The sequence below is a fragment of the Mucilaginibacter sp. OK098 genome (genome assembly GCF_900142915.1).
In the GTDB taxonomy this organism is placed as follows: Bacteria; Bacteroidota; Bacteroidia; order Sphingobacteriales; family Sphingobacteriaceae; genus Mucilaginibacter.
Genome location: NZ_FRCM01000003.1, coordinates 590,260 through 609,827, shown reverse-complemented (window position 1 = coordinate 609,827; position 19,568 = coordinate 590,260). Strand labels below are relative to the sequence as shown.

General features: G+C 41.1%; 14 protein-coding genes. 9 read left to right on the top strand and 5 right to left on the bottom strand.

The window, feature by feature from the left end; all coding sequences use genetic code 11:
- Positions 1-33 precede the first annotated feature (33 nt).
- The 3 genes from BUE31_RS12820 (at position 34) to bla (ending at position 5,038) form a co-directional block, all read left to right on the top strand.
- On the top strand, positions 34-2,484 hold the full coding sequence (locus tag BUE31_RS12820) for a TonB-dependent receptor (RefSeq protein WP_073403991.1): 2,451 nt from the start codon (positions 34-36) through the stop codon (positions 2,482-2,484).
- Positions 2,485-3,056: 572 nt separating this feature from the next.
- A complete protein-coding gene (locus tag BUE31_RS12815; protein WP_200801916.1) occupies positions 3,057-3,764 on the top strand; it encodes an MBL fold metallo-hydrolase in 708 nt (235 codons plus the stop codon).
- 395 nt (positions 3,765-4,159) lie between these two features.
- Complete coding sequence (gene bla / locus BUE31_RS12805) at positions 4,160-5,038, top strand: subclass B3 metallo-beta-lactamase (RefSeq protein ID WP_073403973.1); 879 nt, start codon at positions 4,160-4,162, stop codon at positions 5,036-5,038.
- A gap of 58 nt (positions 5,039-5,096) precedes the next feature.
- Here the strand turns inward: bla and BUE31_RS12800 are convergent, their stop codons facing one another.
- Positions 5,097-7,112, bottom strand: a complete 2,016-nt coding sequence (locus BUE31_RS12800; RefSeq protein WP_234997809.1) for a response regulator — start codon at positions 7,110-7,112, stop codon at positions 5,097-5,099.
- A 747-nt stretch (positions 7,113-7,859) separates the two neighbouring features.
- Here BUE31_RS12800 and BUE31_RS12795 point away from each other — a divergent pair.
- Positions 7,860-8,801 carry a class I SAM-dependent methyltransferase gene (locus BUE31_RS12795; RefSeq protein ID WP_073403970.1) on the top strand — a complete coding sequence of 314 codons (942 nt, stop codon included), beginning with the start codon at positions 7,860-7,862 and terminating at the stop codon, positions 8,799-8,801.
- 125 nt (positions 8,802-8,926) lie between these two features.
- Here BUE31_RS12795 and BUE31_RS12790 read toward each other — a convergent pair whose 3' ends face one another.
- A complete protein-coding gene (locus BUE31_RS12790; RefSeq protein ID WP_073403968.1) occupies positions 8,927-9,529 on the bottom strand; it encodes an FMN-dependent NADH-azoreductase in 603 nt (200 codons plus the stop codon).
- A 109-nt stretch (positions 9,530-9,638) separates the two neighbouring features.
- Here BUE31_RS12790 and BUE31_RS12785 point away from each other — a divergent pair, with 109 nt between their 5' ends.
- Complete coding sequence (locus BUE31_RS12785; RefSeq protein WP_073403967.1) at positions 9,639-9,995, top strand: winged helix-turn-helix transcriptional regulator; 357 nt, start codon at positions 9,639-9,641, stop codon at positions 9,993-9,995.
- A gap of 54 nt (positions 9,996-10,049) precedes the next feature.
- Here the strand turns inward: BUE31_RS12785 and BUE31_RS12780 are convergent, their stop codons facing one another.
- The 3 genes from BUE31_RS12780 to BUE31_RS12770 all read right to left on the bottom strand — a co-directional run bounded on the left by BUE31_RS12780 (position 10,050) and on the right by BUE31_RS12770 (position 13,831).
- Entirely contained in the window at positions 10,050-10,412 is a 363-nt protein-coding gene (locus BUE31_RS12780; protein ID WP_073403965.1) for a hypothetical protein, read from the bottom strand.
- A 143-nt stretch (positions 10,413-10,555) separates the two neighbouring features.
- Positions 10,556-12,568: a patatin-like phospholipase family protein gene (locus tag BUE31_RS12775; RefSeq protein WP_073403964.1), complete on the bottom strand. Its 2,013-nt coding sequence runs from the start codon at positions 12,566-12,568 to the stop codon at positions 10,556-10,558.
- Positions 12,569-12,739: 171 nt separating this feature from the next.
- Positions 12,740-13,831, bottom strand: coding sequence for an acyltransferase family protein (locus BUE31_RS12770; protein ID WP_073403962.1), 1,092 nt, complete (start codon positions 13,829-13,831; stop codon positions 12,740-12,742).
- 398 nt (positions 13,832-14,229) lie between these two features.
- Between BUE31_RS12770 and BUE31_RS12765 the strand changes: the two genes are divergently transcribed.
- The 4 genes from BUE31_RS12765 to BUE31_RS12750 all read left to right on the top strand — a co-directional run bounded on the left by BUE31_RS12765 (position 14,230) and on the right by BUE31_RS12750 (position 19,533).
- On the top strand, positions 14,230-16,089 hold the full coding sequence (locus BUE31_RS12765; protein ID WP_073403961.1) for a M1 family metallopeptidase: 1,860 nt from the start codon (positions 14,230-14,232) through the stop codon (positions 16,087-16,089).
- Positions 16,090-16,190: 101 nt separating this feature from the next.
- Positions 16,191-16,862 (top strand): hypothetical protein, encoded by a 672-nt coding sequence (locus BUE31_RS12760; RefSeq protein ID WP_073403959.1) that lies wholly within the window; start codon positions 16,191-16,193, stop codon positions 16,860-16,862.
- A 251-nt stretch (positions 16,863-17,113) separates the two neighbouring features.
- On the top strand, positions 17,114-17,524 hold the full coding sequence (locus BUE31_RS12755) for a VOC family protein (protein ID WP_073403957.1): 411 nt from the start codon (positions 17,114-17,116) through the stop codon (positions 17,522-17,524).
- A gap of 143 nt (positions 17,525-17,667) precedes the next feature.
- Complete coding sequence (locus tag BUE31_RS12750) at positions 17,668-19,533, top strand: hypothetical protein (protein WP_073403955.1); 1,866 nt, start codon at positions 17,668-17,670, stop codon at positions 19,531-19,533.
- Positions 19,534-19,568: the final 35 nt, after the last annotated feature.

Sequence of the window (19,568 nt, the reverse complement as noted above, 5' to 3'; positions counted from 1 at the left end):
TAACCATTTCACCACAATATGTGTCTTGTAAACATGAAACTGAAACAAGTACCTTTTTTAACCTTATTCGCGCTGTTACTGTTCAATTTTACCAATGCACAAACTGTGGGCGGCAAAATTTCCGGTTCAGTTTTAGACGATGTTAAAAAGCCCCTTGATGGCGCAACCGTGATTTTACTTGTCGCAAAAGATTCAACAGTTGTAGGCACCCAATTGGCTAACCGGGATGGCAGTTTCGCCTTTGAAAACCTGAAGGATAATACTTACCTGGTAAAGGTAACTTATATAGGCTATAAAAATTACCGGAGCGGCAATGTGGTCGTAAGCCAGCAAAAGCCGGTTAGTTTACCTGCATTTGTTTTATCGTCGGCTGGAAAAACGTTGAAGGAAGTATCTGTAACCGCTCAAAAATCATATATCCAGCAAAAAATTGACCGCACTGTAGTTAATGTAGGCGCGCTGATCTCCAATACAGGCGCTAATGCTTTGGAAGTGCTGGAAAAGACGCCTGGCGTGCAGGTAGACGCCGATGGCAATATTACCTTTAAGGGAAAAAGCGGTGTATTGGTGATGATTGATGATAAACCTACTTATCTGTCGGCAGCAAACCTGGCTACTTACCTGCGTTCTTTACCATCTTCGTCATTAGATCAGATAGAGTTGATGGATAATCCGCCGGCAAAATACGATGCAGCGGGAAATGCTGGCGTAATCAACATCAAAACTAAAAAAAACACCATCAGGGGATTTAATGCCGTGGTGTCTGCCGATTACGCGCAGGGATTTTATGGCCGTACCAATGAGAGCATTAACCTCAATTACCGTGTAGATAAAGTTAACCTGTTTGCTAACCTTGCCTATAATGAACAAAAAACTTTCAGAAGGCTTGAAATTGACAGGGATTATTTTGATGCGAACGGAGACTTAACCTCGTCGCTAAAGGATATTTCCTATTTCAGGCCAAAAGGTAACAATACCAATATCAAGGCGGGAATGGATTATTATGTATCGCCGAAAACAACCTGGGGGGTAGTATTTACCGGCACTATATCGCACGATCATGACAGCAGCCCGGTTTACAGTTTGCTATATGATAAAAACGGCGGATTAGATTCAACTATTAATACCCTCAACACTTCCAAAAATAAGTTTAACAGCGGAGGTGTAAACTTGAACTATACCCATAAGTATGATAGTACCGGCAGGGCGCTTACCTTTGATCTGGATTACATCCGCGATGTATCGGGCAGTAACCAAATGTTTGTAAATAATACTTTTTTGCCCGATGGCACTTTAACAAATTCACGGACCCTGAATGATAATTTGCCTGCTACGACCAATATTTACTCCGCCAAGGCCGATTATTCCCACCCGCTAAAAGGCAAGTCAAAGCTGGAAGCCGGTGTTAAGAGCAGCTATGTAAATACGGATAACGCCGCCAATTACTTTAATGTGATTGATGGTGTAAGCACAATTGATTATAACAATACCAACCGGTTTTTATATAAAGAGAATTTAAATGCGGCCTACGTGAATTTTAATAAAAACTTTGGCAGGTTCTCGCTGCAAACAGGCCTGCGGGTAGAGAACACCAATGGCAACGGGCACCAGCTGGGTAATGCCCAAAAAGCCGATTCATCGTTTATAAATCATTATACAAACCTGTTTCCAACAGCGTATTTTTCCTATAATCTTGATACCGCGGGTCATAATGTGCTGGTGCTTTCGTATGGCCGCCGGATAGGTCGGCCCAATTACGGAAGCCTAAACCCTTTTACCTTTTTTGTGGACGAGTTTACCTATTTTTCAGGCAACCCTTTCCTGAAACCGCAATTTACGGATAATTATAAATTAGCCTATAGTTTCAGAAGCCTGTTTACCGTTGCAGTTGCCTATAACCATACAGCCGATGTTCAGGGTGAAACTATTCACAAAAGCGGCAATATATTTATCAGTACACAGGGCAACATTGGGCAACAGAAAACACTGGATTTTTCCGTTAATACCAATTTTCAGCCCACCAAATGGTGGTCGGTTAATCTTTATGCCGAGGTATATAAGAATACTTACCAGGGGGCATTTTACACCGGTTACCTCAATCAATCCAAATATACATTTTCGACCAATGGTAATAACCAGTTCTCTTTATCAAAAACCTGGAGCGCCGAATTAAGCGGTTTTTTTAATACCAGCGGCACTTACGGTCAGTTTGTTTCTATCCCAACCGGTATGCTTGATGCAGCTATTCAGAAAAAAATACTGAATAATAAAGGTTCGATCAAATTAAATGTGCGGGATATCCTTCACTCGTTTAGCCCAAGCGGCACCATTACCAATATTGTGGACGCCACTGCAACCTACCACAACTTTATAGATACCCGGGTGGCAACCCTGGCATTTACCTATAGTTTTGGCAAGTCAACCAATACGCCTCAAAAACGCGAGACCGGTGGCGCTGATAGTGAACAGGGGAGGGCGCATTAATTGTGTATTACCACTAATTTTAAAACTACAAATTCCCGCTATCAAATAATCCGCTTCGATAATAAAGCGAACTACCTAAACGCGCCAAACTAACGCTACGATAGACCATAATCGGAATGTGGTAGCAAAGAAACTATCAAAAAATGTAAACCCACCCTTTTTTCTAAAATCAATATAAATATTTGATATGCAATTGATTATGCATGGGTTAACATTAAATTATGTTAACCCATGTAAACCCACTTTCCCCCCAATCATTCAAAGGATTAACAGGAATCCATGCCTGTTTATTTCCTGACACTGCCTGTTTCTTCAAAAAAGTTAGCCGGATACCGTCGCTTTAATTTAGCTATTGATCGGCAAAATGCACCGGGTCGTCGACTTTAACATTTGTTAACACCCCCTTTTTGAACTTTTGTAGCATAAAACAACGTTTAGGTATTTTCAGAAATGACAACCGGCAGGAACAAACAATGACCGTTAAATAAATATTTTAACCCGAAAGCAAGAGCTATGAACGCATTTTTTACGCATTAATCAATAAGTTTTTTAACTCAAACATGAATAATCGTATGAAAAGGATCAGCAATAATATATACCAGATCAGCTTAGGCTGGGTTAACGTTTTTGTGATAGATGATAACGGCCTCACCCTGATAGATACCGGTCCCAAAGGGAGTACAGGAAAAATTTTCAGCGCAATTAAGAACAGTGGTATGAACCCTTATGCTATCAAACGGATCATCCTGACACATGCACATCCGGATCATTCAGGAAGTGCCGAGGAGATCAAGCGGATGCTGAGGGTTCCGGTAATGGCACACCGCGAGGATGCGGAGATAATGCGCTATGGGATTGCCTGCCGCAAAGAGATCTGCCTGACCCCCGGGTTGAAAAACTGGCTGATCTACGAGCTGGCCATCAAGCGCTCCGGCATCAATATTGAGCCGCTAGTCATAGACGAACAGTTAAATGACCGTGACCTGCTGCCATTGCTGGGCGGCATTCGCGTAATCCACACTCCGGGCCATACCAGGGGCCATATCTCCCTGCTGGCAGAAAACGAAGAGGTACTGATAGCAGGCGATCTGTTGTCGAACAGCGCCGGCCTGGGCCTGAGCGTCATCTATGAAAACATGGCGGAAGGCATTAGCAGTATCCTGAAAGTAACAGACCTTGACTTTGATAAAATGGTTTTCGGGCGCGGCAGGCCGATCATGAAGGATGCGGGCAGCCTTATGCGGCAGGCCTTTGATAACTATGATTACGCACTCGTTTAAGCCAGACATCAAATATGAAAGTCATTCAAATCCTGAAGCATCAGGGCTGGGAATTTTATACCCTGGGCCTTAAACTCATCTTTATCTATGCGGAATACAGCGAGCCGTCTTTGTTTGCTTCTTTGATAAATTTTTGCATGGCAAAATTTCCGGAGTTGCTAAGGGTATACCGGGGCACGCTACAATTGGCAGGGAAGAACGGTCTTATTTTATTTAAAATTATCAATGTTAGCGAAATTATAGTCCGGGGTCAAAATAAACCTGTTCACGGGAGAGCATAAAAGAGTTCGGTTTTGGAATTGATAGACCTAAGCAAAACAGGGAAATAAAATGACTATTTAAACAATCCCGATATCAATAACAAAGCATATATTTAGTCCTCATTTATCAATTATATGTCGGAATCTGCACTTAAAAGGACGTTGCTGTTAATCAGCTTATTATTTGTGAACTTTTTGGCACCTGCGCAAAATGCGGCAGCGCCTGCAGACACGCACCCCGAATGGTCCAGACCCTATCAGCCGTTTCAAATTGCCGGGAATCTTTATTATGTGGGTACTTATGACCTGGCCTGCTACCTTATTGTAACACCAAAAGGCAATATGCTCATCAATACCGGGCTTGCCGCCTCGTTCTCCATGATTAAAGCAAACATTGAAGCTTTAGGGTTTAAATTTGCCGATATCAAAATCCTTTTAACAACCCAGGCGCATTATGATCACATGGGGGCAATGGCAGCAGTAAAAAAACTAACAGGCGCCAAAATGATGGTGGATGAAGGAGATGCGGAAGTCGTGGCCGATGGAGGCCGTTCGGATTATGCATTAGGCGGAAACACCAGCACTTATGCACCGGTAAAGGCGGACCGTTTATTACATAATGGCGACACCATAAAATTGGGAGGGATGCAATTGGTTATGCTTCATCATCCTGGGCATACTAAAGGCTCCTGTAGTTTTTTGTTTGATGTGAAGGATAAAAAACGGACTTATAGAGTACTGATAGCCAATATGCCTACCATAGTTACGGATAAAAGCTTTTCTGACATTCCCGCCTATCCCGGTATAGAAAGGGATTATGCCTACACTTTAGATGCCATGAAAAAACTATCGTTCGATATTTGGCTTGCATCGCATTCCAGCCAGTTTGAGCTTCATCGCAAACACAACCCCGGCGATGGTTATAATCCGGATGCTTTTATAGATAGAAAAGGATACGATGCGGAGCTTAACGATTTACAAGATCAGTTTTTTAAGAAAGTAAAAGGTAAGTAAGCTAATTATGTTTAATAGGGTACCAGGCATCATCTTTTTAATATGAAACCGGTTAATTTCAGGTTCTTTTTAAATGCTTAAATATTTTTTCAAACAGATCTTTTTTGTCGAATGGCTTTGAAATATAGTCATCCATTCCCATTTCAAGGCAACGCTCATATTCTCCTTTAATAGTATGAGCGGTCATTGCGATAATTGGAATGCTCTTTTTAAACGTTTTTAGCTCCCGTATTTTTTGAGTTGCCTCATAGCCATCCATTTCCGGCATTTGCACATCCATCAGAATGATATCGAAATCATTTTTCTCGTATTTGTCAAGCGCTATCCGCCCGTTTTCCGCCACATCTGTTTCAAAATCCCGTTGTTTCAATACTTTTATTACCAACATTTGATTGATCAGGTTGTCTTCTACAACCAAAATGTGAATGCCGGTTCCAAGCTGAACTCCTGTTGCAAGTTTTTCAGCAACATCTTTTTTAACCTGGCTGCAAATCTTTAAAAAAGACATCCGGAAGTGAAAGTCGGAACCAAATCCAGGTTTGCTGTTAACAAATATTTCTCCGTGCTGCAATTCCACTAACTGTTTTACGATACTTAGCCCGAGCCCTGCGCCACCAAACTTGCGGGCTGTATCATTAGTTGCCTGTTCAAAACTTTCAAAAATCCGCCCCAGCTTTTCCCCGGGAATTCCAATGCCGGTATCTTTGACCCCGAAGTCAAGTACGATCTTTTCTTCATTCTGCTCAATGCAGACAACGGAAATGCTGACCTGGCCCTTTTCAGTAAACTTCACCGCATTTGAGATAAGATTTAATAATATTTGATTCATCCTCACCAAATCTCCCATTATTACATCCGGAATTTTTTCATCAATCAGGTAGTTAATCTCAATGTTTTTTTGCTTCCGTTTCGTTTCTATCATCAGAATGTTGGTCTTGATAATCTCCTTAAGACTGATCGGGATGCTCTCAAAAACAAGCTTGCCGGCCTCCATCCTTGAAAAATCAAGGATGTCATTTAAAATAACCAGCAAGTCATCCCCTGATCTGATAATTATCCGGATGAACTCTTGCTGCTCTTTGCCTTCAATTGACTCTTCCAGCAACTTCGCGAATCCAAGGATAGCATTCATTGGGGTGCGGATTTCATGGCTCATTTTAGCCAAAAAAAGTTGCTTCGTTTTTTCCGATGTTTCTGCCTTTTCCTTCTCTTTTTTAAGCTTTCTCTCCGTATCTTTAAGTTTGCGGATGTTGTACAGGCTATATTCAAGTGTATCAATCATCCTGTTGAATGAATCAGCGAGTATCCCAATCTCATCCCGTGAGTACACTGTTACCCGTTTATTTAATACTCCTTTACCAACAAGTATTGCCCCTTCAATTATTGCTTTAACCCCTTTTTCAATACCCCGGCTTACTGAAATAGTTATCAGGATACTCGTTGTCCCGATAGTAAGCGACAGGGTCAGCAATAGCCTCAATACAATATTTTCGAGCCACCGGGATCCATCACCCAGCGTAAATGAAAACTCGTCTTCAAGAAGCGTGACTTTGCTATTTAACCCATTAACCTCCCTCATAACCTTATCAATCTCTTTTTGCGAAACAACATTAGCACGTATCATATTGTGAAGCTTGTCGCTGATGGCGATCAATTGCTCCATGGTTATTTCTGCTTTACCCCAGGCAATAATTGCTTTGTTGATATAGGAGATATTGTGAAAACGGGTAATCAGGCGGATCATGCCATCAACATCCTCAGGATGATTACGGCCCTCAATAAAACCCTCCCGCGCAATTCGCATATCAGGTTGTGGCTTTTGGAGCTCAAGGCGGGTTTTATTATCGCCCTGGGGAACTTTTAAAAACTGCCTGAATGCCTGGTAATCGGCTTCTTTATGCGAATTGGCATAAATAAACAAGCTATAAACCGCATCTTTCTGTGCCTTTGACCATAACCCCTCACCGTTTACAAATGACCGCACCGATGAAAGGGTATTAATGGCAAACCAAAGGGTACATAACTCAATTGTTACCAGTAATGCCATAATACCAACCGTGAAATACAATTTCATGGAAATGGTAATATCCCGCAGTTTCCTTCTGAAAAATGAAATCATTATGGAAAATGATAAGTGGTTAATGTAAGTTACCTAAATCATTTTATATTTTTTCTTATAATTAAATAAAATACTTTGACTCCGGGTAATTATAAAAACACGTTTTTAATTTTGCCAGGGTGATCTCTTCGCTTTTAATACCATAAGTCCTGTTTTGTATTTACATCGTAACCATTATACATATTTTCCGTTTTTATATTTCTTAGTGCCCAATTAGCGCTGGTCCCTCCTGCCCAATCATAGGTAGTAGCAGCAATGGATTGTACTTTCGTAAAAAAAATAATGTAAAAAAAATGTCTTTAACAGCGTTTTACAGGGGAAGGTATTTTTGCAAAGCATAAAGGTATTGTATAAGGCGCGGATCGGTATTGCTTATCAATTAAACCAAAGCCGTACCATTGGTTAGAAAACCAGGTACGGCCTGGACATTCTCAAAGGCTATGGAAATAATTGGTAAGCAACTGAAAGATCTTCATAATTAATAATATAGGTTAGCCTTTAATCTTGTTCAGGCAAAGGAAAAGCTTTTACGCCCGCCCGGCCCCGCATATCTACCTGTATCTACGCGCACGTAACGATTATCTAATTAAACATCGATTGGTTTTTCTTTAATGAGAAAAGTCTTTCTTTTGTAGAATATTGCAGAATAAAACGTGCGTTTGAAATTCAGAGGATAACCATATTTAAAATCAAAATATTAAATTGACTAAAAAGGAATCATGTACTATTAATTTTAACCTGCCGGAAATCTATGAAATACAATCATATATTGAGGAAATAGAGAAAGATCCTTTACCCTATGAAGAGAAAAATTTTGATACACGTATTGGAGTTATAGACTTTATTGAGTTTCAAGTTATTAGTCAGATAGAAACACTCCTGCTAAAAACAATTCAACCAGCTCAATTGATTTTACTGAAATATCGTGCTGAAAAAGTAATAGCTGAACTGGAAGAAATTGATATTAACCTGTTTCAAAAACTTCAGGCAAATATCCGAACAGGGGGATATAAAGGAAAAGAATTCAAGACCCTGATTAATGAATACATCGATTGTAATTTAGACGATAACAAACACCAGGAAGAACCGGGGTATGATAACCTTGATGTCTTTATCAATGGGCTTTCCCCTTTTCAGGCTATGCCGGAGCAGACTAAAGATCTGGAACCGGAAATGGTATACTATCAGAAAACGTCGGCAAGGGTCGTTTTCGAGCTTGTTGAGAAAGCTCATTTCATGAAAGAAGACGTTTTTTTTGATCTGGGCGCTGGCTTGGGCCAGGCGGCCATCCTGGTAAATCTTCTCGCAGGAATCACCGTCAAAGGTGTAGAGTTCGAGCCGGCCTATTGCAATTTTGCGAGGGATTGCGCGGCGGGCCTTAATTTACCCAATGTGACCTTTATAAATGTTGATGCACGGAAAGCAGACTATTCCGAAGGAACTGTGTTTTTTATGTTTACACCCTTCAAGGGCGAAATAATGGAAGAGGTGTTAGAGGTTTTAAGGAAAGAATCACTAAAGAGAAAAATTAAAATCATCACCTATGGGCCTTGTACTGCCCAGGTCGCTTTGCAAAGTTGGCTCCATTCTGCATTCTCCAAAGATGATAATATTTATAAACTGGATATTTTCACCAGTTTATAAAATTGAAGGGGGTATTTGGTCTGCCAGTGTTGTTCCTGGATCGCAATTTATAGTGAGCAGTGTAAGAAACACAAAAGCACGGTAGTACTGAGTATTGCCGTGCTTTTTATAGGCCGCCATCAATCTTAATTCAGATGAATGCTGCTGATTCCTTTTTCCAGGGCGGCATCCTGCATGCCTGGTATGGACGAGCCTTCTGCCCTGAATACGCTGATATCAGTTAGCCCAATAAAAGTTAATATAAATTTTAAATAGGGTTCAGCATAATCAAAAGGCTGCATTGGGCCATCTGAATAAATTCCGCCTGATGATAAAGCTATATAAACCTTTTTGCCTTTTATTAACCCTTCAGCACCATTTTCATCATATTTAAAAGTGATCCCTTTTCTAACAATATGATCTATCCATGCTTTTAAGTTGGAAGGAATGCTAAAGTTATAAAGCGGCGCGCCAATCACAATGATATCTGTATCCAGGATTTCCTGTATGGCATCCTCCGAATATTTAATGGCTGCTATATTTTCAGATGTCCAGTTTTCTGCCGGAGTAAAAAAAGAGGCCAGGTGTGCTTCTTCGAGGTGAGGAAATGGTTGTGTAACCAGGTTAATTTCTTTCAGAGTACTACCGGGGTGTTCGGCTTTGATCTTTTCAATAATAGCATTTCCCAATTTAATGCTGAGAGAAGCTTCGCCCCTTGGGCTTGAAATAATATGAAGTATTTTTTTCATCGTTTTAATTTTATCAGGCCAAATCTATTTACATTTGCTTATAAAATATTAGTAGTATACAAAAGGTTAGTGCTATCCTTTTGTATAGTTCACTTAAAATCAAATAATTATGAATTCTACTGTGCCGGTAAGCACCCAGGGGTGCGCAGGTCTTTTGACCGCGATTGGTGATTCGCTATATGTAATTGGCGGTAAATGGAAATTGCGGGTAATTGCAGCATTGCGTGAGGGCAATAAACGCTTTAATGAAATACAAAGAACAGTTGATGGCATTTCGGCCCGGGTATTATCAAGTGAATTGAAAGAATTGGAACTGAATGGTTTAATTAAAAGGATCGTCCATACGCAAACTCCGGTAGTGGTTGAATACCAGATAACGGATTATGCAGATACACTGGGTGATGTATTGCTTGCCCTGGCAGATTGGGGTACCATGCACCGCGATAAAATCAGGAAGGAAAGATGAAACATATACAAAAGACCAATCTCCTTTTTTAATAAATTATCTATCAGTATAGCACTAATCTTTCTTTTTAGCAGTCAGCTTAGGTTTGAGCGTGCTCACATATGCATAGCTCATAGCGAACCAATATAACAGTTCATCCGTTTTTTGCAGAAGGCCGCCGGGTACACTTACATACTGTTTTTGAATGATGCCATATTGCTGCACCAACGTAGTTTGATATTGGGCCAGGAATTTTTCGATTTCTGCTTCAGGGAGTCTGAGTGCTAAAAAATTATCTTTGGTAAAATAGCTATACATATGCCCGTTAAGTGATGTATAAGGCATCGTATCGCCTTTCAGTACAGCATGGGGATGCACGGCCACCAGCTGATCATAGTAAGCAAGCAATTCTGCTCTCGAAATCTGAGTTTCTGCCATCAACTTAGCTGGTGGTGTTGGAACCGCCTGATTCAAATATAGGAATTATGCCACAATTTAAACGCGTTGCATTGTGTAATTCATCTATAAACAAAACACATTATCATCAAGTTTTGAGATAAGGGTTCTTTTGTATTCATCATTTAACTCAGCGGAATCTCCAGGGTAAATTTATGATGTCCTTCGGGCCCAATTTTACCATGGATACCTGGCGGATTGTTTTTATCGGATTTTATTATACCATCCTTGCTGCAGTTATAATTAATAATGAAATCTCCCGGACTCCCCGAAAAATGGTAAACAACCATAAGCACCGGATGGTCGAGATGCTGTTGATAGGAAATTCCCGTTTTTGTTACAGGAACCGGTTCACCATTAATGGTTAAATCAAGATACCTGAAATTACCGGTTACTGTTGAATTGAAAATAACTACAGGAAATGTTTTAGGATCCTTAACAGCTTCAGGTTCTGCCCCTTTTATCAAGTGCCATTTTGTAAGTTCCTGTTTCACGGTTTTAAGCGCCGCTTTGGCCAGCATCCCGCGTAAAAGAATAAAGGTTCCGATCCCGAGAAAGAATTTAGCCACAGGGTTGTAAGTAGTTACATTCATGATCACTTTCTGGATGCGTTGTTCCAGTGCGTCAGAATATTGCTCAATATTGTCCCAGCTTTGTTCGGGCCATTTTTTGTTGCCACCGCTAAAATTTATATCGGGCATTGCTAAGGGCTGATTCCCTACAGGGATAATTTGAATGCCACCATCTTTTGCGGTAAATGGCGAAAGATCTTTCACTCCGGCATATCCTTCTTTAAAAATAGGATTAATTGATAGTGACGCTGCCGAGATAGTAAAATATTGCTGCAGGAAAACCTGGCAATTATACCGGCCAAGAAAATAATCATGTACCCGAAATTCTTTGTTCAAAAAGCCGCTGAAACCGCCAAGTGCGCCGCAGGCAATTGCGCGTTCGCCCTGGATGGTCTTTTGCTCTGGTGTGTTTTTGTGAATAGTGCGCGAAGGATCGATCAGGTATTGCCCGGCACATGTAGGATTCATGGCATCTTTAATTTGTGAGGCTTTGGCACGCATCTGGCTGATCATCGCTGAAAGTGTAAGCCCCACTACATGCAGCAGCTTATCGCCAAGGCTTATTGCCTGTGGTTTTGTGCTCGGGAACGGAGCAATCATCAACACGGTTGACTTAAAGGTATCATAGCTTTCATAAGCATCTTGCTCACGCTGGTCCGTAATATCCATTAACAGCTCTCGTACTTTATCAAAAGGCTCATTGTTGATCATCCCGCCATCTACATTCAGGCTGTTATATGGGTCGCGATCTATTTTGATGGCTTTAAGTGTTTTATTGTCGTACAAAGGATTGTTATTAGCTGTGTTTTCTGTCCGGCTCACAATCCGGGAACGAAGACCAACCGGGAAAGCCCCGGTTGCCATAGCTGCATCCATCGCAGCGCGGGTGTTTTCACCGGAATTGATATTAAGGGGCATCCATCCGTCAGAAGTTGGTTGTTCTCCCGGCCTTAGCAGTTCAAAGCAAGCGTAATCATTATGAAGCTGCATATAATATGGATGAAAAGAGCTCGGCTCAGCCGACTTAAACGCAATATCATAAGTAAAGCCTTCCAGGTTACTTAAGGTGGTAAATAATTTGAGTTTCCCTGGAAAGAAAGCGGGCATTTCCTGCCATTTAACAGTACCGGCAGGGCGGATGGCCCGTTGCGCTACCTCGTCTATAAACTGGCAGTTAAGCGCGGAAACAACGTCAGTACCGATATCTCCATTGTCCAGCATTTTACTAAACATATCACGGGCAGTTAAATCCACCCAGGAATGATACAGAATATTTTCCGGCCGCTCTTCCTGCGGGTCGCTTAAGGGCGTTGTTATTGGGGTAATTCCCTGCTGCAAAGCGGCAGCAGTAATAATAGCGGTCATACCGCCGGCAGACGCGCCGCCCATAACAGGAATTTCGACTTTGTGCGAAGGAAACCCGTCTTTACCGCGCTTTTCCTCATAGGTAGTGAGCGCCTCTAACAGGTAGTCCATAACACCGGCAGTATAAGCGCCGGCTGACACGGCGCCGGCCATACAAATGCCAAGTTGAAATGCTGGATTTGGTTTGGGATTGTCTGACATGCTTTTAAATTTTAAAGTATAATATTAAAATTTTAACGGGACTTTGACCAGCGTAAAAACACGGGATTTATGAGCGTGATTTTACCTTATTTTCCGGGTTGAAATAGCCCGTTGAAACCGTTCAGCGTTTCGGTATAAAGGGTTTAGCGTTGCAGTATGCGTGTAGTTCTCTCATTGCAACAGTCCTTTTCTTTTATCACTCAAGTATTTCCTTACCGGAATATCATAAATTACCATTACTAAATAAGCCACACTAACCAAAAGAATCATCCCTGTTATTATAATAAAAGCCAATTGGGCTGTTCCCGGTTTGTGGCTGGCGTAATAGTTTCCAAACATCCATAGTGCGGCATAATGCGTCATATAGATGGGGTAGGAGATCTTCCCCGAAAACGCGCAAAGTTTTTTAAAGCCCGTGGTTAACGTCGCACCGGCTCCCAATGCGACAAGTAAAGGGAAATAGAATAATACAATGAAAGGTTCGGTTAGCCAGTTCCATTTTGAAAAAGGCGAGATAAATGCCAGCACCAGCAATACCGCTATGCCCAAAAAGCCCAGCTTGTTTTTAATGATGCAGTTGGAGCGATAAACCAATAGCCCCGCCAAAAAGGAGAAACAAATGCGGGCGCAGCCGTCCCAAAAGGTGCCGCCGCTCCAGCCGCCCATCAGGTTCCCTGTACGGTAACAAACAAAGCAAAGCACTGCTGCTGAAACTGTTGTTAATAAAAGCAAATAACGGCGACCGAGCTTGCAGAGGATGAAAGCGTAAAAAATATTGGCAATATATTCCCAGAATAACGACCACGCTGGCGCATTGAAGCTGAACAGGTTAAAATAACGATCAGGCATTACCGGGTAGGGGATCAGAAAAACAGAAGCAAGAAATATCAGGATAGTTTTACCAGCGGAATACAATTCCGGGTGGCCGCCAAACGGATCAAACAAGAACGCTAACAAGCCCAATACGGAACCCAAAATAACCAAAGGGTGCAACCGGATCAGTCTCGATTTAAAAAACTCGATAACCCCCATTTTCCCGATCCTGTCGTCATAAGCGTAGCCAATTACAAACCCGGACAAACAGAAAAAGAAGTCGACGGCTAAAAAGCCATGCCCGATGAAGTTTTTGCTATAGTCTGAATATACTATTTCCATAAAATGAAAGCCTACAATCGCCAAAGCCGCAACACCCCTTAATCCGTCAAGAATTTCAAAATGTTGTTTGGTTTTTAAAATGTCAGTGCTTAACGCTTTTGTGTTCATTGATTTCTGCTGATCGGGTTAAATTTAATGGCAAAATGTACGTTGGGGCTGCGTACGGCTCCAAGGATACCGAATAATAATAATTTCGCCAAATTTTAAACAGGCTGGGGCAATGTCATCAAGTTAAGGTTACCCTTACGATTTGGCCTCACCTAAATCCTCTCCAAAGGAGAGGACTTTAACTTCGATCTTTTAGAACCCTCTCCTTTGGAGAGGGCAGGGTGAGGCAACTAAGTTTGTGGGCAGAATTAATTATGCATTACCGTAACTTACATTGCTCGCAAGGACCTCATGATCACGCAACAATTTTGATATTGAAGCAAGGCTTAGGGAAATGACTATTAACAATGAATATAAATTTATAGATTTGGGCAACTGACCACAAAAACCAATCATTTATGTTAAAACCAATTACGCTCGCCGCCATTTTTTGCCTGGCATTAGTACAGGTAAATGCACAAACGCTAACCATGCCTCCCGAAATAAAGCAGGCCTTTGACAAAGGCACCCGCTCAACAAATGGCAAGCCCGGTAAAAAATACTGGCAAAACCATGGCCGTTATAACATTTCGGTAAGCATGACACCACCAAATAAAACCATTACTGGTGTTGAAGACATTACTTACATTAATAACAGCCCTGATGCACTGAGCAGCCTGAACATGAAGCTGATTGTAAACGTTCACCGCGGGCGGACTCCAACGGCTGCCAATGCTCCCCAGGGTATAACGGTTGAAGAGATAACCATAAACGGCGCCAAGGCTGATTGGGATAACGAAAAAGCAGTAACCACTAACCAAATGGTTGACTTAAAATCGCCGCTGCAACCGCATGATTCGTTAAAAATGAACATCAAGTGGCATTATCAATTGTCTACAGGGCGCGGACGCGATGGTGCAATTGATTCTACCAGCTATTTCCTGGCTTATTTTTATCCAAGGGTATCAGTTTATGACGATTATAAAGGATGGGACCTGCAGCCGCATACAGGCGGCCTTGAGTTCTATAATGACTTTAACGACTATGCGTTGAGCGTAACCGTACCTAAAAACTTTATTGTGTGGGCAACCGGGACACTGCAAAATCCAAGCGAGGTTTTACAGCCTGAGTTTGCTAAACGCCTGCAAACATCAATGACCAGCGATTCAACCATACACATTGCTACCGCGCAGGACCTGACTAATAAAAATATTACGGCACAAAACGCAACCAACACCTGGAAATGGAACTCAACCCATATTACCGATGTTACCCTGGGTGTAAGCGACCACTATGACTGGGATGCTGCAAGTGTTATTGTTGATGACAAAGCACAACGCCGCACAAGCGTACAGGCGGCGTTCCCTGATAGTTCAAATGATTTTCACCAATATGTGAAATTTGCGCATAACTCTTTAGACTGGTTTTCACATAACTTACCGGGAGTTCCCTACCCGTTCCCAAAAACTACATCATTCCAGGGCTATGCCGATATGGAATACCCGATGATGGTGAATGACAGTCATGAAAAAGACCTGACTTTTGCGCAATTAGTACAGGACCATGAGATAGCGCATACCTATTTCCCGTTTTATATGGGTACCAACGAAAGCCGCTACGCGTTTATGGACGAAGGCTGGGCAACCACCTTTGAATTATTAATAGGCACTGCCGAAAAAGGCAAAAAAGTGGCTGACGAATTTTATAAACAGTTCCGTGTTAACAGGTGGACACATGGCCCGCACGAAAAGGAAATGCCGATAATTACGCCATCGCCTGATGTAACTTTTGGCGGAGGGAACAATGCCTATGGCAAACCATCATTAAGCTACCTGGCTTTAAAGGACATGCTGGGCGATGAGCTGTTTAAAAAAGCACTGCATACCTACATGAATAACTGGAATGGCAAGCACCCTATCCCATGGGATTATTTTAACTCCATGAAAAGCGGATCAGGTAAAAACCTTGATTGGTTCTTTTATAACTGGTTCTATACTCCTTATTATATCGATCTGAGTTTGGAGAAAGCGGAAAAGGCTGATGGTGGCTATACTTTATCGATAAAGAATATCGGTGGCTTTGCAGTTCCGTTTGATGCAATTGTAACTTACGCAGATGGTACAACTGAAAGCATCCACCAAACACCTATAGTTTGGGAAAAGGATCAGAAAGCTATTTCGGTAAAGATCAAAACCACAAAAGACGTAAAATCAATAACGCTTGACGGTGGCATCTTTGTGGATGCCGATATGAAGAATAATACGTGGACGGCGAATTAAATATCACACGGAATAAATGAAGTTAAGAAAGCCTTTAAATGAAAGTTTGAAGGCTTTTTTTAATAAATTATAAATTAGTTATGTGAGTTAATATAAACAAAATGATAGCTCAAAGGCCTTATGTAATCTACAAATTGCCGGTTAGCCGGACTACGCAGGCACTTACCGGGGGTAAAATTGAAAAGGTTTGGAAAAATGTAACACTTTTTTTGACGGCTTGCACTACTACAAAAGTCAACGAACCGCGGAATATATACTTGACCGCTTATACAGCTGATGAAGATCATGGAGAAACACCGGAATTAGCAGATGTAATACTTGAGAACGCAAAAAACATTTTCGGGACCGGGGAAACCCAACCAGTTAGTTATTTATATCCGGCAAACATCCCTTCAAAACAAACACGAACAGAGTGGCAGTTAACCGCGCAGGATTTGGAAAAAGCAATCAAATATTTAATAGACGGACAGCCTTATCCTAAGTATAATCTTGGCCCAATTGAATTGATTATATCATATGATTTTAAATTGATCGATCCCATTAGCGGAGTTGAATTGCCAAATCAGCAGTATGACTCTAGCTTTTTAATATGGCTTACAAAAAGCAGCTGTGTTAGCGTAAGTTTATGTTTTCCTTTTACTGAACCTAATCAGGAGTTTTGGAATTACATAAATAGTATTAAAAATTTTATCCCCTTCAAATTTGACAACAAGTTTTTAAGGGTGGGACGCTCTAATAAAAAGGGCACGGCAAATATGTTTTCAAAATTATAGGGCTATTCTCAATATTTCAACCCGGGATAGCCCTGTATGAATATTGATTAGTTGGCCGGTGGACAAATCTGCATAAAAGTTACCAAGGTGCTGGCCTCGTACGATTGTATGATCCCGGTTGGACAGGCAACCGCGGAATTACGGTAGGTTAAATTGCGGGATTAGTTTCCCCAAGGGGCCCCTATGAAAGCCCGCTGTTGGGGCGATTTTTTTTGAAGGCTTTCTATTCTGTAAACAACTACCTTTATTTTATGAACTTTAAAATCAACCATATCCAGCATATAGGAATCCCCGTAACTGATTTAAACAGATCTGAATTATTTTATAAGAAACTGGGATTTGAAAATGTAATGGCATCGGGATTTGATCATAATGGCGGCAAGGGTAAAATGGCTATGATGCAAAAAGGAGAAATGATCATTGAAATTTACCAGTTTCCGGATCCGGCGCTTGATGAAATAAGAAACCGGGTAGATGGCCATGTAGATCATGTAGCTTTTGATGTAGATGATATTGATTTAGCGTTCAGTGAATTGAAAAACGCCACATTTCGCATCGTTGAGGATGCGCCGGTTTTTCTCCCTTTTTGGAAAAACGGGTGTAAATACTTTAATATTTTAGGTCCCGACGGAGAGCGGCTGGAGTTTAACCAGATCTTATAAAAAAGGGCCTGTACAAAAGTTGATTTTTTATTCAGCGCATATTTATTTTCTTATCAGCCGGCGAAAAAGCAACCGGATGCAGTTTTATGGAGTATCATTATTATTAACTCATTAGCTGCTATGCACAGTACTCAATCCATTAAATGAAAAAAAATTTTTCTTCCATTCTGTTTTGGCAATCCTTTGCTGCCCTGTTGGCCTTATTGATGATTAATACGCCGTTTGCCGTACGCAGCCAGTTGGTGGATAAGGGCCCAAGCTGGTTTGGCCTCGATGTTTCCTGGGTAATGACGCTGAGCTACGCATCTATAAAACATTTGGTATGGGGAAAGGATATTGTATACACCTACGGGCCGCTGGCTTACTTTGCAACAAGAACAGGCTGGGGAATTTCAAGATGGTTTTTTGTGTTATTTGACGGATTTATAGTTATTAACTTCTATTTCGTTTTTATTGATTTTCTTAAAACCAATATTGATAAGTTCCTGGCGGCATCCATACTTATCTGCACAATGCTGGTTGTTAACCAGAATTTTGGTTCCGACCTGTCATGGGTGCTCCTGTTTTTCATTATTTACTGGATGATGAAAACCTTTTATGATCAGCGGCCATTTTTCCTGGCCATGCTAATAGTACTAACAGTATTGGCTTTTTATATTAAAATGAATACGGGCCTTATTGCCATGGTGTTTCTATGCGGTCATTTTATAAACTTGTTCGTTTGCAAAAAAATAACACCGGTAAAACTGCTGATCTGCTGTGTTTCCTTTATGGTGCTCGTTATTGCTTCGGCTGTGCTGTTGAATGTTTCCATTATCAGTTATATAGCCGGTTCGTTAGAAATAATAAAAGGTTATAACGATGTTATGTATCTTGATGAAGAACACTTCCATATAGAACATAGCCTGTATATACTTTTCTTTGCCCTGCTGCTGTGGTTTTTCTATAAATTATATTGGCAGATCAGGGAGAAAAAGCATAGCCTTATCATATACACAATTGCATGTATCATATTTATCTTCTTATTGCAGAAGCAAGCCACATTAAGGAATGATGTACAACATCTGTATGAATACTTTTCTTTTGCGCCTCTTATATTATTGTGCGGATTTACAACTGGTGAAAAGCAGAAACCGCACTTAAAATATTTACTGGTTATTATCCTGTTTGCGCTTTTCTTTGTTTCGGAGAACAGGACAATTGATGAATCATTCGCAAAGCGGGTTGCGGGGCCGGCTGCATACATAAAGCAGTTTAGGGAGTATAATTCCCTCATTTACGTTAACCAGCAGGATAAACGGTACATACCACAGCGTGTGCTGAATAACATAGGGAATAAAACAGTTGATGTTTTTCCATGGGATAGCGAATATGCGATGGAAAACAAACTTAATTATAGACCAAGGCCTGTCTTCCAGTCTTATTCAGTGTATACAGCGGCGTTGGAAAAAACCAACTACGACTATTACGTAAAGCAGGCGCCCGATATCCTGATTTATAATTACGATGCTATTGATAACCGCTATCCGTTTAACGATGAAAGCCTGATTAATTTGTTCATCCTGAATAACTACACCCTCATCGATTCATTTACATCAAATGAAAGGTTGCGAATGGTGCTACAGCGAAAAAACAAGACAAGCCCGTTGCAATTTACGCCGTTGAAAAAGCAGGAATTCTCTTTAAAAGATCCTGTAGACATCAACCAGGCCAATTTCATAAAGCTGGAGATCCAATATAACCTTGCAGGCAAAATAAAGGCCTTTTTTGGCAGCCCGCCGCATGTACAGATCAGCTATATGCGCGAAGATGGCCAATGGTTTACCTATAAAACATCAGTAGAGCTCTTAAAATCAGGGTTGTTTGTTAAAGATTTGATTGCTGATGATAGCGACTATCTGTGCCTGCTAACTGATGGTCAGGTACCTGCCATTAAAATGATCAGGCTGGAAGCCGATGGCAAATACTTTAACAAAAATGGTGTAGCCGATGCTTATTGGGTAAAGTAATTTATTAGTAAGTCCTGTTATAATAATTGAGCCCT

Coding starts and splice junctions, on each gene's coding strand:
- BUE31_RS12820 (WP_073403991.1), top strand. CDS start 34: ATGAAACTGAAACAAGTACCTTTTTTAACCTTATTCGCGCTGTTACTG.
- BUE31_RS12815 (WP_200801916.1), top strand. CDS start 3,057: ATGAAAAGGATCAGCAATAATATATACCAGATCAGCTTAGGCTGGGTT.
- bla (WP_073403973.1), top strand. CDS start 4,160: ATGTCGGAATCTGCACTTAAAAGGACGTTGCTGTTAATCAGCTTATTA.
- BUE31_RS12800 (WP_234997809.1), bottom strand. CDS start 7,112: ATGAAATTGTATTTCACGGTTGGTATTATGGCATTACTGGTAACAATT.
- BUE31_RS12790 (WP_073403968.1), bottom strand. CDS start 9,529: ATGAAAAAAATACTTCATATTATTTCAAGCCCAAGGGGCGAAGCTTCT.
- BUE31_RS12785 (WP_073403967.1), top strand. CDS start 9,639: ATGAATTCTACTGTGCCGGTAAGCACCCAGGGGTGCGCAGGTCTTTTG.
- BUE31_RS12780 (WP_073403965.1), bottom strand. CDS start 10,412: ATGGCAGAAACTCAGATTTCGAGAGCAGAATTGCTTGCTTACTATGAT.
- BUE31_RS12775 (WP_073403964.1), bottom strand. CDS start 12,568: ATGTCAGACAATCCCAAACCAAATCCAGCATTTCAACTTGGCATTTGT.
- BUE31_RS12770 (WP_073403962.1), bottom strand. CDS start 13,831: ATGAACACAAAAGCGTTAAGCACTGACATTTTAAAAACCAAACAACAT.
- BUE31_RS12765 (WP_073403961.1), top strand. CDS start 14,230: ATGTTAAAACCAATTACGCTCGCCGCCATTTTTTGCCTGGCATTAGTA.
- BUE31_RS12760 (WP_073403959.1), top strand. CDS start 16,191: ATGATAGCTCAAAGGCCTTATGTAATCTACAAATTGCCGGTTAGCCGG.
- BUE31_RS12755 (WP_073403957.1), top strand. CDS start 17,114: ATGAACTTTAAAATCAACCATATCCAGCATATAGGAATCCCCGTAACT.
- BUE31_RS12750 (WP_073403955.1), top strand. CDS start 17,668: ATGAAAAAAAATTTTTCTTCCATTCTGTTTTGGCAATCCTTTGCTGCC.